The 14,644-nt window shown below is 40.2% G+C and carries 15 protein-coding genes; 4 read left to right on the top strand and 11 right to left on the bottom strand.

Annotation, left to right across the window (positions count from 1 at the left end; all coding sequences use genetic code 11):
- Window positions 1-149: 149 nt before the first annotated feature.
- Window positions 150-830, bottom strand: coding sequence for a YjjG family noncanonical pyrimidine nucleotidase (locus tag IV80_RS07925; protein WP_057751891.1), 681 nt, complete (start codon window positions 828-830; stop codon window positions 150-152).
- A gap of 146 nt (window positions 831-976) precedes the next feature.
- Here IV80_RS07925 and IV80_RS07920 point away from each other — a divergent pair, with 146 nt between their 5' ends.
- Window positions 977-1,165, top strand: coding sequence for an LBP_cg2779 family protein (locus IV80_RS07920; RefSeq protein ID WP_057751889.1), 189 nt, complete (start codon window positions 977-979; stop codon window positions 1,163-1,165).
- 190 nt (window positions 1,166-1,355) lie between these two features.
- Here IV80_RS07920 and IV80_RS07915 read toward each other — a convergent pair whose 3' ends face one another.
- The 4 genes from IV80_RS07915 to IV80_RS07900 form a co-directional block, all read right to left on the bottom strand.
- The gene (locus IV80_RS07915) at window positions 1,356-1,862 is read right to left on the bottom strand and encodes an O-acetyl-ADP-ribose deacetylase (RefSeq protein ID WP_057751886.1); all 507 of its coding nucleotides are present in this window, start codon (window positions 1,860-1,862) and stop codon (window positions 1,356-1,358) included.
- 9 nt (window positions 1,863-1,871) lie between these two features.
- A complete protein-coding gene (locus IV80_RS07910) occupies window positions 1,872-3,038 on the bottom strand; it encodes a hypothetical protein (protein ID WP_057751883.1) in 1,167 nt (388 codons plus the stop codon).
- Window positions 3,038-4,246, bottom strand: a complete 1,209-nt coding sequence (locus tag IV80_RS07905) for an MFS transporter (protein ID WP_057751880.1) — start codon at window positions 4,244-4,246, stop codon at window positions 3,038-3,040. Before IV80_RS07905 ends, IV80_RS07910 begins: the two co-directional genes overlap by 1 nt.
- 160 nt (window positions 4,247-4,406) lie before the next feature.
- A complete protein-coding gene (locus IV80_RS07900; protein WP_057751876.1) occupies window positions 4,407-4,787 on the bottom strand; it encodes an iron-sulfur cluster biosynthesis family protein in 381 nt (126 codons plus the stop codon).
- Window positions 4,788-4,914: 127 nt separating this feature from the next.
- Here IV80_RS07900 and IV80_RS07895 point away from each other — a divergent pair, with 127 nt between their 5' ends.
- Window positions 4,915-5,448, top strand: coding sequence for a GNAT family N-acetyltransferase (locus IV80_RS07895; RefSeq protein WP_057751873.1), 534 nt, complete (start codon window positions 4,915-4,917; stop codon window positions 5,446-5,448).
- On the opposite strand, the gene IV80_RS07890 is transcribed toward IV80_RS07895, so the two are convergent.
- The 3 genes from IV80_RS07890 to IV80_RS07880 form a co-directional block, all read right to left on the bottom strand.
- Window positions 5,445-6,314 carry a ribonuclease H family protein gene (locus IV80_RS07890; protein ID WP_057751870.1) on the bottom strand — a complete coding sequence of 290 codons (870 nt, stop codon included), beginning with the start codon at window positions 6,312-6,314 and terminating at the stop codon, window positions 5,445-5,447. The two genes, IV80_RS07895 and IV80_RS07890, sit on opposite strands and share 4 nt — an antisense overlap.
- Window positions 6,315-6,523: 209 nt before the next feature.
- Complete coding sequence (locus tag IV80_RS07885; RefSeq protein WP_057751865.1) at window positions 6,524-6,706, bottom strand: hypothetical protein; 183 nt, start codon at window positions 6,704-6,706, stop codon at window positions 6,524-6,526.
- A gap of 525 nt (window positions 6,707-7,231) precedes the next feature.
- Window positions 7,232-8,545 (bottom strand): NCS2 family permease, encoded by a 1,314-nt coding sequence (locus IV80_RS07880; protein ID WP_057751862.1) that lies wholly within the window; start codon window positions 8,543-8,545, stop codon window positions 7,232-7,234.
- Window positions 8,546-8,828: 283 nt separating this feature from the next.
- On the opposite strand from IV80_RS07880, the gene IV80_RS07875 reads away from it, so the two are divergent.
- Window positions 8,829-9,791, top strand: a complete 963-nt coding sequence (locus IV80_RS07875) for a hypothetical protein (protein ID WP_057751859.1) — start codon at window positions 8,829-8,831, stop codon at window positions 9,789-9,791.
- A 181-nt stretch (window positions 9,792-9,972) separates the two neighbouring features.
- Here IV80_RS07875 and IV80_RS07870 read toward each other — a convergent pair whose 3' ends face one another.
- Window positions 9,973-11,892, bottom strand: a complete 1,920-nt coding sequence (locus IV80_RS07870; protein ID WP_147186346.1) for a M13 family metallopeptidase — start codon at window positions 11,890-11,892, stop codon at window positions 9,973-9,975.
- A gap of 72 nt (window positions 11,893-11,964) precedes the next feature.
- Window positions 11,965-12,936: an asparaginase gene (locus IV80_RS07865; RefSeq protein WP_057751853.1), complete on the bottom strand. Its 972-nt coding sequence runs from the start codon at window positions 12,934-12,936 to the stop codon at window positions 11,965-11,967.
- A 177-nt stretch (window positions 12,937-13,113) separates the two neighbouring features.
- Between IV80_RS07865 and IV80_RS07860 the strand changes: the two genes are divergently transcribed.
- Window positions 13,114-13,869 carry a potassium channel family protein gene (locus IV80_RS07860; RefSeq protein WP_057751850.1) on the top strand — a complete coding sequence of 252 codons (756 nt, stop codon included), beginning with the start codon at window positions 13,114-13,116 and terminating at the stop codon, window positions 13,867-13,869.
- A 49-nt stretch (window positions 13,870-13,918) separates the two neighbouring features.
- Here IV80_RS07860 and IV80_RS07855 read toward each other — a convergent pair whose 3' ends face one another.
- Window positions 13,919-14,245, bottom strand: coding sequence for a heavy metal-binding domain-containing protein (locus IV80_RS07855; RefSeq protein ID WP_057751848.1), 327 nt, complete (start codon window positions 14,243-14,245; stop codon window positions 13,919-13,921).
- Window positions 14,246-14,644 lie beyond the last annotated feature (399 nt).

Here is a 14,644-nt window from a genome sequence, read left to right as displayed (position 1 = left end):
ATATTATTTCAACTGTCAACTTGACAGGGCCCTAGTGCAGTGTTCAGAAGAACTGCTTTTTGTTTATTTTTGGTACCTTTCGTCCATTTCTCCACCGAGAGGAGGACAACTCTGCAAATTCCTCAATTTTTTGATTTGCTTCGCTTACTTTATACGATTTCCCTCAAATCCAATAAATCATCAATTTGATATGTAGGACTCACCGTCGAATGATTTGGCTGTAATGCTGGATTAAACCATACCGAGTCAATCCCAGCATTTTTACCACCCTGAATATCCGACGTTAACGAATCTCCAATGATCAGCGAATTTTTCGGCGTAAATCCGGCAATAGCCTTCGCCACATAATCAAAGAACTCAATTCTTGGTTTTTGAAAACCAACCTCCTCGGAAACAAACACATGGTTAAAGTAATTCATCAATCCTGAATCATTGAGCCGATGTTCCTGCACCGAAGCAATTCCATTGGAAACAATAAATAAATTAAACTGGTCCTGCAAACTATTTAATAATTCCCGTGCATGAGGTTCCAGCTGGTGCCCTTGATTCAAAAATTCACGATATATTCTTTCATATTTGGTACCATCCACATCTTCATTTAAGTGCGCAAATAGCTTTGTAAATCGTGTGTTGACTAAGGTTCGGCGGTCTAATTGACCAAGTTCAAATCTTTGCCACATTTTATCGTTTAAAACCCGAAAATAACTCACAATCTCATCAGTTAGCGGGTACTGAATTTCATTAAATAAGCCCTTGAGTGCTTGTTTTTCAGCCGCTTTGAAATCCAGTAGTGTGTCATCCACATCAAACAATAAATTTTGATATTTCATGCTTCTCACCTCAATCCCTCTTGAAGAGCATTATAACAAATCTAGCGATGCCTGACGAATTTCTTCAGAAAATGGACAATATTATGTTCATTTTGTCTCCAACTATGGTACATTAAATGTAAAGGTTCACATTAGGAGGATTAGTAATGAATGATTTAACAAAACTTGCTGAAGAAATCGTTAACTATCAAAAGAAGCATGATTTAACAGATGCAGATGTGGCATTTGGCACTCATTTATCGGTAGAAAAAATTCATAACATTAAGATTAATTCGTATACGCCCACTACGGACGATATTCAAAGAATCAATAATTTTATGAGAGATCATAAATAAAAGTAAACGGCACTAATTAAGTCGTTTTTCAAATATAAGTAGAGAAAAGACGAGCACGTAAGCCGCCCAAACTCTGATTACTTCTTAAAGATTGATTGTATAACTCTGACACTCCAGCTCAAAAACGATCCAACCAAAAAAGCTAAACCGGCCCTCTTTAGAGAGGGTAACTGGTTTAGCTTTTATGCGTTTATGCACGACTAGCAGTCAAATAAGCCTGATAAGTATCATTATCAAAACAAACCATCGTGACTGTCTTAACATTTTGAGCGGTGGCTAAAAAACTTTGAATCGTTTTGACCGCAATTTTTGCACCGTCTTGCAATGGAAATCGATAAACACCTGTGCTAATCGATGGAAAAGCCACACTCGTACACTGATTCTGATCCGCTAATTTTAAACTATTTAAATAACTATTGTGTAGCAATTGTGCTTCATTATGCTGTCCACCACGCCAAACAGGCCCCGGTGTGTGAATCACAAATTTTGCTGGCAATTGGAATCCTGGCGTAATTTTAGCCTCGCCGGTTTGGCACCCATGTAATCGTCGACACGCCGCTAACAACTCAGGCCCAGCCGCACGGTGAATAGCGCCATCTACCCCACCGCCACCAAGCAGCGTGGTATTAGCCGCGTTGACAATGGCATCCACGCTCATTTTGGTAATGTCACCGCGAATAACTTTAAAACCCATCATTTCACCTTCCTACAAAATGCCTTTATCTCGTAGATGATTTTCAAGCAGTACAGCATTTAAGAAATCAAAGGAGATTTCATCCACATCTTCAACATTAATCTCCACGCCAGTTTGATCCACATATAAATCTGTCTCAACGACATGAAAGCGGAAAGTTTTATCGTTTAACTCTGAAATGTAGCCCATATCATGGGCACCCGTCAGCAAGGTCACACTCAAGACGCGTGAAAAAGTGGCTGCTTGTTTTATTAAAGCCAAAAATAAATTATCGGTAGCATCAAAAAGACGCTCTTCGTTTAAAATAGGCTGAACAAAGGTGTGGTGCGCTTTTTGATACGCAATAAAAGCTTCAACAACCTTCAAATAATCTGAACGCAAGGTTATACTAGCGATCGTATCCATTCGAATCAATGAATAACCGCCGAATTGCCCCGCCATGTCTACCAAATTACAGAGCACCTCATGTTCATTGACCGCATTAATCGTTCCCACAAAGAAATTTGAAGATTTCGTCTCATCATTAATTGAAACCAAGCTCTGTTTTTCCTCAGCTGCTTTTAACACCTTATAAAAATTGCTTTCATCGGTCACCATGAGCCGTGACCCTGGTGTTTCATTTGCAATCTTAGGCCAGGTTGACGTTTCAACTTCCAATTCACGGCCTGAAAATTCCACGATTTCTGCTTCTGTATACTTAACCTTGGTTTCCACTAAATGAGCCAAATTAAACTTGTCAACCAAATGCATTTCAAACTCATTTTCATGCACCGCTACAACTGAACCTTCTTGATAATTTTGCAAATCACTTCTTGTTAAAACGATGAATTGTTTGCTTTGATAAGCTGCCTCAACAACCTGTTTGATTAAATCACTAGTGGCATCAAAGTTAGGAATATTTTCTGTGGCCATAAACAAATGATCATCCTCGGCCATTTGAATCATCTCAGCCATATTATTAAGATCCGGACTGTCATATTCAACATTATCAATGGCGTCAAATTGGATATAGACTGCACCATCAGCTTGTCCCGTATCATCAAAAGTATTGAGAATAACACCGTCAGCTCCGATACTATTTACAAAGCCTGTGTAAAACGTCTCTTGTGCCTTAGGAAACACATTGGCAAGACGTTGATCGTTCTTAGCAAATTCCAAATCATACAAGATTGAATCCATTATGACACCTTCTTTCGGTCTGGCGTTCTTCCCATTAAGTATACGACCAATAGGCCGAAAAGTACTAATCCCCCGAGCACGAAAAACGTCCCGTGGTTAAACCAGTCCGAAATAAACCCGAAAATAAAGGAACCAAACGGGTGCATACTATCAAAACAGAGGAACCAAATAGAAAACACACGCCCCAAATAGGCGATTTCCGTCACATTTTGCACAATCGTCATCATTCGTATACTCATTCGGGAAGTGTAGAAACCATAAATGAGTGCCATTACTAATAACACCTGATAGTTCACCCACACTCCGGTAATAATTAACGCCATTCCTAAAATAAAGGCATCTTGATAGTTATGTTTAATTTTGGGTTTTTGCTTATTCAGTACTAGTGACAAGCCACCAAGCAGGCCCCCGACCGCCACCAGGGTCAACACGTAACTGTACAGCCGCTCATCGCCATGATAATAACGGTCCACATCATATGGAAGTAAAAGTGTAAAACCGGCGTACATCGCCGCTAAAATAGCATCAAAAATGATTAACCGGAAAACATCTTGATTATTGCGGACATAACCAAGCCCATTTGCCAGACTCTTAAAGACAGGCATACTTTCTTTATCATGCTTTTGTTCCGGGACATACTTGAGAACCCAAGTAAAGATAAAGGATAGTAAAAACGATATCGCGTTGATCATCAAAAACGACCGAAAGTCGATCCAATGCAACGTGAGTAAAAAGCCCCCCAATAAGGGTGCGATAATGTCAGCTAGGGTCAGACCAGTATTTGACCAAGAATTAAAAATAGAAAGTTTATCATGCCGAATAATTTCCGGAACGACCGCCTTTGCAGCCGGAAAATTAAATGCCAAACCAATATCAATGACACAAGTTAGTAAGACCAGCTGGTAAAAAACAGGTTCATTCACATCCATGACCGCTGCCATCCCTAGACAAGCAAAAAAGCTAATGGCGTCAGCAAGTAGCATAATTAATTTTCGATTATATTTATCGACTAATGGTCCTGCAAATAGATCACCAGCCACCAAAATTATGCCCCCAATACCTTGCACAATTCCTAGTAAAGATGCATGCCCAGTAGCCTTGACAATGAACCAATTTAGCCCAAACACAAATAAAGCATCACCTAATCGTGATACAAAGGGGCTCAAAAATAAGGGCCAACTAAATTCTTTTTTTAACCGTTCATCCACATGAACACCTCCCTGTACGTAACCCCTCCATTTTACAGGAGTCCTCGGCTCTGAACAAGCCACGCTACTAGGATTGTTTCAGTAAATTTTCAGTAACTAAAAACTAACAATGAAGATCGCTCATTAGCACGTCTTCATTGTCAGTTTTCGAGTGACACATTTACTTAGCGGGATTATTCTTAATACCATTTTTATCAGTAAAATCAATAAAACCAACGTTATCATCAATTAGGCCGCCATCACCGCTGAGTTGCAATGTGCCTTGATGAGCATTAAATTTAATCGACATATTTTCTTCTAAATCTTCTGCGGAATAATCCTTAATCAACAGATCACCAATATTAGAATGAACTACCGCATTATACCCCTCAACTGGGGCATCCTTATCCACAATATTAATTGTAAACTGCACTTGCATATGAATCATTGCGTGTTGTGAATACTTACCAACACCATCCTCAAATGTAAGGAGCAACTGTTTGTTGTCATCCATATGTGCCTTAACTTTTTCTGCAGATGCCGTATCAAATGTAATATTCATACCCATTCATCCCCTTTTTATGCTCATTGTATTCGCTTCCAATAAATAATCCAAGCAAAAATACTTGGCAGGCACCGAAAATGGGTTATGCTATGATTAAGAATACAAACAGACGAGGAGACTCATTATGGAAAAGTTTGAAAAGTACCATCCAATTTTAACCCCCCATTTTACATTAGATTGGCTGACTGCTTCTAAAGTTAAAGATATTTTTGAACTACGACATGATAAAAAAATTGCCGCATTAAGTGGACGTGACATTGACGAAGACATTGAACAAACAGCTACGTATGTCAATCGAACCATGCACGCCATCATGAATAATGAGGCGTTACTCTGGGGAATTTTAGATCGTCGGACTGACAAATTTTTAGGCACTCTTTGCATTTGGCATTTTAATGACCAAAAAAACACTGCAGAGATTAGATTCGAAGTGCTTGCCGATCAACAAAATCAAGGTATTATGTCTGAAGTCTTAGGACATATGAGTTCATTTGCTTTTGCGGAACTTGGTCTCAAAAGTTTATACGCCATAACCCAAGCTAAAAACGGCGCTTCTCAAGCTGTTTTAAAAAAGAACCATTTCCAGCTTGATAAGACCGACACTAATGAAAAAGGCACCCTTAGATTTTATCTAAATGCGCCTAATAATGAAGCTTAATCGTTATACCACTCTAATTTTTCCAAACTTTTTTTAATGGCGTCGACCGATTGCTGCTGGCTTTTCGGTACGACGTTATTTTTTATTGCCGCTTTGTCGGTCTTATCTGTGGATCGATCATTTACCCGGGCAGTGAAAGACGATGTCTGAGTATTTTCATTGGTCATCCGATCCATCGTTTGATTCAACAATTGGTCCACGAAGACATTGCCTGCATTCGTAGCATGTCCTTTTGTCCAGTAATAATGTAGATGTGGAAACTGAGCCAATAAACGATCGAGTTCTTGCCATAACTCACGATTAGCCAACGGTTGATTACCACTACGTTGCCAACCACGACGTTTCCACCCGACTATCCAATTTTTTTGAATGGCATTTAACACGTAGCGCGAATCAGCCACAATGGCAACTTCCTGGGTAGCTTTCCCATTGTCTTTGAGCCAAGTTAGCGCTTGGATAAGGGCCATAATTTCCATTCGATTATTGGTTGCTCCGTACTCTCCTTGTGAGTCCGAATGCTGTTGTCCAGCAATCTCAATGAGATAGGCCCACGCAGCCTTGTCCTGCTTCTTCACATGACCACCGTTAACATTACCTGTATTACGCGAACCACCATCCGTATACACCACAATAGCCTCGGTAGGCTCTTTTGTGGACTCACCTGAGAGCGTTGCCGTTTTAGAAGGGGCCTTTGCTATCCGCGGCCCACCTTCGTCCAACCAAGATTGCGCTTCTTGTCGTGTAGCAAAGCCCTTATAGCGCGCACCAGCATATCCCTGAACCAGCGCTTTTGTGGTATTCCAATCTGTAAAAATACCAGTTTGCTTGCCTTTAGCAACGGCATAAAATTTTTTCTTCGCTGTCATCTTTATTCTCCAATTTCATATAATCCATATGCTACTTATAACTTATTCATTGAACCATATCTCCATCGCTAGTTTCAAGTAACCAAGGTATCAAAAAATTCCTCTAGAATAAGTTTAATACCTACGTATCAACTTATTCCAGGGGAATTGAACTTGTTACCCGAACCGGAATCATCAGCATTCAAAATTGCTAGACCTCGAATTTCTATTTAGTTTGCGTACTGTTGGTGTACTTGACCATTAGTTTTTTCGTATAACTTGTTAAGTGCTTCTGTGATGGTAACACCACTTGCTTTAATACTTGGATCATTTTTATCGCTAGCCCAGAATAACTGTGTTTTTGTATCCAAAGCAATGCGATAATCCTGATTACTAAAGTTTCCAAATCTCATTGTAAAACCCTCTTTCCTTTTGTTTCTCAACAAAGGCTTCAATGAGATACGAAATATCAATGATTCAAAAATGAATAATTTTTTGCAGCCGCGCTCTTCCCTTCAAAAATGATATGTCGTACCAAAATACCTTTGTCTGGTTACTACTTATAATTTAGCAACCGTTATTTATTACATTAACACCCCAACCGCCCACATGACAAGTAAAATGCCTGTAACAAGATTCTTTCTTTATGAATTTTTAAACTGATTTTTTAAGTTTTAGCTGTCTTCTTGGAAAATTTGTGCCTTTCTATTTTGTTTGCTTAAGGACAACTCCGCAAATCAGTAAGGGACATTTAAACGTGGCTCCATGCGGGATCGCCATCCCGCCTCCATCACCTCTTCACTGCTTTTCTCCACTGAGCCTTAGGACCGCTCGGCAAAACAAAAGGCGGAAATTAAGCACAACTCCCACGGGATCGCGATCCCGCCTCCGTTGTGCTTAATTTCCGCCTTTTACCGTTTTGCCTCGCGCACTCTTTTCTATCCCTTACTCAAAATATACATGAAGAAAATAAACACAAAGAACAAACCGTACATAATCGGATGCACCTCTTTACCCCTCTTCGCCGCAATCATCGTAATCGGATACGTAATAAATCCCAACGCAATCCCATCCGAAATACTATACGCCAAAGGCATCCCAATCAAAATCAGAAATGATGGCACCGCAATCTCCATCTTTTCCCATGACACATGCTTCATATTTTGCGCCATCAACACACCCACTATAATCAACGCCGGTGCCGTCACCTGATTCGTCACCACCGTCAACAACGGTGAGAAAAACATTCCCAATATAAACAGAATCCCAGTTGTTACCGCCGTTAATCCTGTTCGTCCACCAACCGCAATTCCTGCCGAAGACTCCACAAACGCACCAACCGGCGAAGTCCCCAACATTGAACCTGCCAACATTGCAGTTGAATCTGACATCAATGCCTTACCTACCCGCGGCATCTTATTATTCTTCATAAATCCAGCCTGCTGAGCCAAACCAACTAATGTTCCCGCCGTATCAAAGAATGTCACCAACAAGAACGTCAGCACCACAACCCACAACTGAACCGTATTAATATCACCAATATGCCGTACACCAACCAAAAAGGTCGACTTGATACTTGGCGCAGCTGAAACCCACTGTGCAGGCGCCTTAATCAAATTGGTCAAAAGTCCTAAAATTGCCGTTGCGGCCATTCCAATAAAAATGGCTCCTGGAACTCGACGAACCATTAAAACTGCCGTTAATAACAACCCAAAGATCGTTAACCATGTAGTCGCCACCGCAAAAGAACCCAGACCGACCACTGTCGATTTGTTAGCTACGATAAGCCCCCCGTCATGCAAACCAATAAAGGCAATAAACAGACCAATCCCACTTGAAATGGCATATTTTAAATCTGCCGGAATTGCATTAATAATCATTTCTCGCAATTTAAAAATAGTGATTAACATAAAAATTAATGACGCCACAAAAACGCCAGCTAAAGCCGTTTGCCATGGAATGTTCATCCCAATACATACCGAATAAGCAAAAAAGGCATTAATACCCAGTGCCGGTGCAGTCGCGATGGGATATCTTGCCAAAACTCCCATTAAAATACACCCTATTGCACTAGCCAGCGCAGTTGCTGTAAACACCGCACCTTTATCCATTCCTGAAGCACCAAGCACACTTGGATTCACGAAAAGAATGTAGGCCATCGAAATAAATGTTGTGAAACCTGCCAGCATCTCACGTTTTACCGTTGTATGTAACTGATCAACTTGAAAATAGTTCTTAATCTTTTCTCCCATAAGTACTTTCTCCCTTAGCATGACTAATTCAAAGCTTCTTAATGTGCTTTGTTCGTGTTTTGCTATTTAAACAACAATATACATCATACTATAAAAACTAATCAAAGTAAAACACAAACTTTAATTTTATTTCAGCCCATAATGCTTACTAATTTTAATCAACCTTTTTTCAAAATGCCCTTTAAGTTCTACTCGTAATTCCTAGAATAAGGGTGTATAATGCATATTTATGACAGTGTGTCACATTGAACACACAACGTATACTTAAAGGTAGGGATAAATTATGAAAAAAATGGTAACAGGTATTATTGGGTTACTCGCTCTTTTTACACTAGCAGGCTGTGGTAATCACCAATTGACCGTTGGTGCCACAACCAAGAAGCCAAGTGGCATGGTCGCAGTAATCAAAGGAAAAACCAATAAAGGTGCTAAACTCAGCTATCAAATTAGTGGTCAATCCAAAAAGACCGTCAAAAATACAGATGGGGCCTACATTATTGAAGTACCTGCCAAAACAAAGGATCAAAAAGTCACGGTCACTTCTAAAGATGGCACAAATGTGATTCATAAAAAAGTTATCGTAAAAAAAACCAAGGCTTTGGGAAATTATAAAAAAGTGGCAAATAGCTACAATCAGGCTGTGATTGGCATGTCACTTTCTAAGTCCACCCAACAAAAAGCCAAACAACTTGCTCAGGCTCAACAGAAAGCTAAAACGGCTGGCACCCAAACTTCAGCTGCAAAGGCCAAGGCAGCAATTGCCAAATTACCAGCAGCCGAACAGAAGAAGGCCGTGGCTAAGTTAAAAGCACAACAAAAACAAATGCAGGCTTTGCAGCAGGAAGCCAAAGAAGTGCAGTCGGCCATGGCTACAGCTAAAAAGAAAAATCAGGACAAATTATTACCGACTAGTTTAAAAAACGGCGTTCAAAACGTCATTACACAAAAAAATTACACCGTACGCGCGAACTACCAGGACCAAAACTTAATGGGATTGACTTTAATTGTGCCAACCAAAGCCATGAAAAATAAAGATCGTCAAAAAGATTTCGGAACCACCTTTGCTTTACTCACAACTGAGGTCGGCGCAAAACCGAAGTCTGTGATGAAGCAATTTGCCAAATTTCAAAAAGATGCCAAAAACAGTACCAGTACTTCAACCGCTACTCATATCATTAAATCAAATGGCGTTAAATTTCAGGTTGGGTACTCTACAACGCATTTATACATCTACATCACAAAATAAATAGCAGCTAAATAAGCTTGGGAAAAAGGTGTTTTGGTCACTTATCCCCTATAACTAAAAGCGGCAAGTGACTGCGTCAACTTTTTTCTCCGATTACACCTATATAAAATAAGAGACAAGCAAAGTGACTGGGAGGTTTCTCTCAGTCACTTTGCTTGTCTCTTATTTTAATGATCTACTTTTACCAGATTTGCACTCTGTCTTCCGGCTTCAAATACATGCCATCCCCAGGCTGCACATCAAATGTGTCGTAAAACTCGTCAAAGTTCTTCACTTGCACATTGGCGCGTAATTTGTTTGGTGCATGCACATCAATCGACAATAACAACTGTTTATACTCAGTTGTCGACTTGCTGCGCCATACAGTTGCCCAGTTCACAAAGAAGCCTTCCAAGTCGGTATTCTCCGTTTGCTTAGCCGCCTCTAAGGCACAACTTAAGCCGCCATCATCGGCCACATTTTCCGTCACAACTAACTTGCCATTGACCTTACCGCCAGCAAATGGCAAACCATCAAACTCCTTTACCATGGCTTCGGAGCGCTTCTTGAATTCTTTCATATCGGTCTCTGTCCACCAATTATGAAGACTACCATTTTCATCAAATAAAGCACCATTAGGATCAAATGCATGAGAAATTTCGTGCGCCATGACAGCCCCAATTCCGCCATAGTTTTGACTAGCTGTTTGTTTCAAACTATAGAATGGTGCTTGTAAAATAGCTGCTGGGAAACAAATCAAGTTTCCTTCTGGAGAATAATACGCATTAACCGTATCGGCACTCATTTCCCATTTTTCTTTATCAACAGGCTGGTTGTATTTACTTAATTGGTCCTCAGTAAAGATCTTGGAGAAGTTTTGCACATTGGTCAACAAATCACCACCGTCTTCAACGGGTGTAGTGTGCAAACGTTTATAAACCTCTTCCATTTTATCTGGATATCCCACATGAATATCCATCGCATTTAGCTTCACCACCGCTTTTTCACGAGTAGCTTTGCTCAACCAAGTATTATTTTGCAGACGTTTCTTATAAACACCTGTCATGGATACTGCCATATCATGAACATCTTGTTTGGCCTTTTCACCAAAGTACTTTTTGCCATAATAGTCGCCGACCACTTGGCTAAACATTCTACGTGCCATGTAAAAGGCACTCTTCTGTTGTTTCATAGCTTCTTTTTGTCCAGATAAGGCGCGCTGATAGGTGCCGCCTACCTGACGGAAGTCCTCACTCAAATAACCTGCAAATTGGCGTACCACATTGACCAATAACCAGTTCTTAAAGGCTGGGAAAGTCTCTTCATTTACAAATTTTGTGAAGTTTTCAAAGAATTTTGGTTCTGTCACAATGACTTGCTTGGGTGTCTCTCCCAACAGTTCACTAATCGCCTCATCCACTTTAAAAACGCCCAGATCTTTGATAATTTCAGCAAAATCCGTTGGGTTATACAGTTTGGAGACATCACTCATTTCTTCTGAGTTCTTTTTGAATGGGGCCATAGAGGCATCGAATTTCTTGGCATCTGCTACAATGACTTTTGCCTCTGATTCTGATTTACCTACCATGGTAAGTAATTTTTCTGCCATTTGTGTAAAGACTGCTAATAACTGTGGTCCGGCCTGATTATCTTTTTCATAATAAGTTTTATCAGGCAAAATTAGTGATCCACCTTCTGCCCAAAGGACATTTAGCTTCGTTTTTCCCTGTGTCTTCAAATCTGGCTCCACACCAAGATCAAAAGGCGTTGGTAATCCAGCTAATAGCCATTCTTTAAATTGTTTATTCAAGTCCTCGAAACTTTGAATGGCTTCTACTTGATCAATGTACGTTTTTAAAGGTGTCGCCCCATCTTGATCACGTTTTTCAAAATTAGCAGCTACATCATAGAATTTCAAAAATTCTTTTATCAAAGGATCGTCATTAGCTAATTTTCCCGACTTCATATCGGCAAAATCGCTCATTAACTTCTTATCCACATCATCCACCAGGTCCATAAAGCCACCCGTTGATGAATGATCACTTGGAATCTCAGCGGTTTTTAACCAGTCACCGTTTACGGCATCGTAAAAATCGTTTTTTGCTTTAGTTGCATCTATCATTAATAATCCCATCCTTTGCTTTCAGTTAGCAACATTATAGCGCACTTTTAATTTTCTCACAAAATTTTAATTTTAAGATACAGCATTACTTATATAATCCCGTAACGATTGTCCCTTCAAACCGGCACTAATCCCAATTAATAATTTGATCCGTGCTTTAGGTCCATTGAGTCCTTGACAAAATGTCACACCCATACGTTCTAAATCTATACCGCCACCGGGATAATCATAAATTGGTTCCGCGACACCATTATAACAGCGCGATACCATTACGACAGGGATTTGGTCATCCAGTAATTGTTGGATAGCTTGGACGGTTTCTAGTGGCATATTACCAGCGCCTAAGCCCTCGATAACCAGCCCATTCGTTTCTGGCTGATCCAAACACGCCAATAAGCTCGCTGGCATCCCCGCATACGCTTTCAACAGATACACATTATGTTTTAAGTGATCAATAGGAACCACCGTCTGCTGAATTAATTCCTGAAAGTAGTGAATACCTCGTTTTCCAACCAGTCCAATTGGGCCAAACGTGGGTGTTCGGAATGTATCCACATTGGTGGTATGCGTCTTTGTCACATAACGAGCGGTATGAATTTCGTCATTCATCACCACCAATACGCCTTTATCGAGTGATTCATCCGAAGCGGCCGTTAAAATTGCACTTTGAAAGTTATAAACACCATCCGACCCAATTTCATTAGAAGACCGCATAGCCCCCGTTAAGACAATTGGTAAGTGGTTTGGTAACGTTAAATCTAAAAAGTAGGCTGTTTCCTCTAACGTATCCGTACCATGCGTGATCACCACACCGTCATAAGCCTGTGTTTCCGCCTCTTTGACACGCTTTTGAATGATCAACATATCAGCGGGCGTTATGTGTTCCGAAGGCTTATTTAAGACAGTTTCGTTTGTCAGTGTAATATTGTCATTAATAAAACGACTATCCAACAAGGGATTTTCTTCATTCGTTGACACTTCACCAAGATCATTGGCTGACATTGAAATCGTGCCACCAGTATGTAAAGCTAAAATTTTTTTCACGCGTATCTCCTCCCGTTTTACAGTTCTCTATAAACTTGATTCTAATCGATTTTGGTCGAACTTACTAGGTATCGTAGAGGTATTTCTAAAAAAACTCTTGCGATTGCCATTTAAAGGTTTACAGTCACATTTAATGGGTTAGAATTAAGCTAACATCTTGTTCAATAGGTGAGTCGTATGATTAAAAAACAACAAAATTGGCTATTCTACTACCACTTTTTCATTGGCATTTTAGCGTTAATATCAAGTGGAATTGCCTTTTCAACCTTTTTCACACATGCCAATTTGCTAACCGGACCAATGGGTATTTTGATGAATATCATGCTAGCCATTTTCTGGATAGATTATTTAGTTCGCTTTGCTTTTTCGAAAAACAAAAAAACGTTTCTCATTGAAAATTCGTTTGATATGCTGGGTCTGGTCCCACTCCACCCAATTTTTGCGGTTTTCCGAATTGAACGCGTGATTCGTTTAATTCGTTACTACCATCTTTTTTGGCGATTAGGATTGGACGGCAGGCTAACTAAAGCTGTTCACCGATTTTTTTACGCCACTGGTTTTGTTTACCTACTATATATTAGTGTGGTTATCCTCGTTTTGAGTGCGTTACTCTACTCAATTGTAGAAAAGATTTCCTTGGCCGATTCACTTTGGTGGGCAATCACGACTGCCACAACGGTCGGGTATGGCGATATTTCTCCCCATAGCACCATTGGCAAAATTATTGCGTCGTTACTGATGCTTGGTGGTATCGGTTTTATTGGTTTATTAACTAGTACAATTACCGGTTTTTTCACCTCAAACAGCGCCCACATGGAAGATTCAGATTTAAATTTACTCCTACATAAAATTGATGATCTGTCCGATCAGGTTGCCCAACTGCAAAAACAAGTTTCCAAAAATCAGAAAAAGTCACGTAAGAAGAAAAAATAAAAACCAGCAGATTTTCGAATGCCAAATCTACTGGTTTTTATTTTTGGGTCTAATCCACAAACTTAACTGCCGTGCCATAAGCCGCTACCGTTTCCATATCTTGGCTAATCGAATCTGAATCAAAACGCATCATCACAACTGCATCGGCTCCTAGCTCAGAGGCATTATCTCGCAAGCGTGAAATAGCAGTATCGCGAGCTTCAGTCAGTAATTCCGAATAAGCTTTAATTTCGCCACCCACGATGTTCTTCAGTCCCGCACCAATATTTTTGATCACATTTTTAGATTGGGTCGTAAGTCCAAAAACTTCCCCGATAATTTCATAATGATGTCCTGGAATATTTTCTGTCGTGGTTACTAGAATTTTCTCTGTCATATTAATCTCCCCATTTCTTTAATCGCTGAATTATTAGTCGTATTATAGCATAAAAACGGTTAATCTAAACGAATTATTTTGTGGGTTCCTGGATACAGCCTTTGAACCATTTCTATAAATCTGTCAAAAACACTTCCACTGAGCTTTAGGACCGCTCGGCAAGTCAAAAGGGCAGAAATAAGAATGATTCCCGCGGGATCGCGATCCCGCATCCATCACCCTCTACTGCCTTTTTTCCACTGAGCTTTAGGACCGCTCGGCAAGTCAAAAGGGCAGAAATAAGAATGATTCCCGCGGGATCGCGATCCCGCATCCATCACCCTCTACTGCCTTTTTTCCACTGAGCTTTAGGACCGCTCGGCAAGTCAAAAGGGCAGAAATAAGAATGATTCCCGCGGG

It is taken from the genome of Pediococcus cellicola (assembly GCF_001438655.1).
Taxonomy (GTDB): Bacteria; Bacillota; Bacilli; order Lactobacillales; family Lactobacillaceae; genus Pediococcus; species Pediococcus cellicola.
The sequence above is the reverse complement of the archived record's forward strand: the minus strand, read 5'-3'. Positions and strand labels throughout refer to the sequence as shown.

What these genes read in the sequence shown, in the direction of transcription:
- IV80_RS07910 (WP_057751883.1), bottom strand. Translation starts at nt 3,038, where the DNA reads ATGGATTCAATCTTGTATGATTTGGAATTTGCTAAGAACGATCAACGT.
- IV80_RS07860 (WP_057751850.1), top strand. Translation starts at nt 13,114, where the DNA reads ATGATTAAAAAACAACAAAATTGGCTATTCTACTACCACTTTTTCATT.
- IV80_RS07855 (WP_057751848.1), bottom strand. Translation starts at nt 14,245, where the DNA reads ATGACAGAGAAAATTCTAGTAACCACGACAGAAAATATTCCAGGACAT.
- IV80_RS07890 (WP_057751870.1), bottom strand. Translation starts at nt 6,314, where the DNA reads ATGACAGCGAAGAAAAAATTTTATGCCGTTGCTAAAGGCAAGCAAACT.
- IV80_RS07885 (WP_057751865.1), bottom strand. Translation starts at nt 6,706, where the DNA reads ATGAGATTTGGAAACTTTAGTAATCAGGATTATCGCATTGCTTTGGAT.
- IV80_RS07875 (WP_057751859.1), top strand. Translation starts at nt 8,829, where the DNA reads ATGAAAAAAATGGTAACAGGTATTATTGGGTTACTCGCTCTTTTTACA.
- IV80_RS07920 (WP_057751889.1), top strand. Translation starts at nt 977, where the DNA reads ATGAATGATTTAACAAAACTTGCTGAAGAAATCGTTAACTATCAAAAG.
- IV80_RS07900 (WP_057751876.1), bottom strand. Translation starts at nt 4,787, where the DNA reads ATGAATATTACATTTGATACGGCATCTGCAGAAAAAGTTAAGGCACAT.
- IV80_RS07880 (WP_057751862.1), bottom strand. Translation starts at nt 8,545, where the DNA reads ATGGGAGAAAAGATTAAGAACTATTTTCAAGTTGATCAGTTACATACA.
- IV80_RS07895 (WP_057751873.1), top strand. Translation starts at nt 4,915, where the DNA reads ATGGAAAAGTTTGAAAAGTACCATCCAATTTTAACCCCCCATTTTACA.
- IV80_RS07870 (WP_147186346.1), bottom strand. Translation starts at nt 11,892, where the DNA reads ATGATAGATGCAACTAAAGCAAAAAACGATTTTTACGATGCCGTAAAC.
- IV80_RS07915 (WP_057751886.1), bottom strand. Translation starts at nt 1,862, where the DNA reads ATGATGGGTTTTAAAGTTATTCGCGGTGACATTACCAAAATGAGCGTG.
- IV80_RS07925 (WP_057751891.1), bottom strand. Translation starts at nt 830, where the DNA reads ATGAAATATCAAAATTTATTGTTTGATGTGGATGACACACTACTGGAT.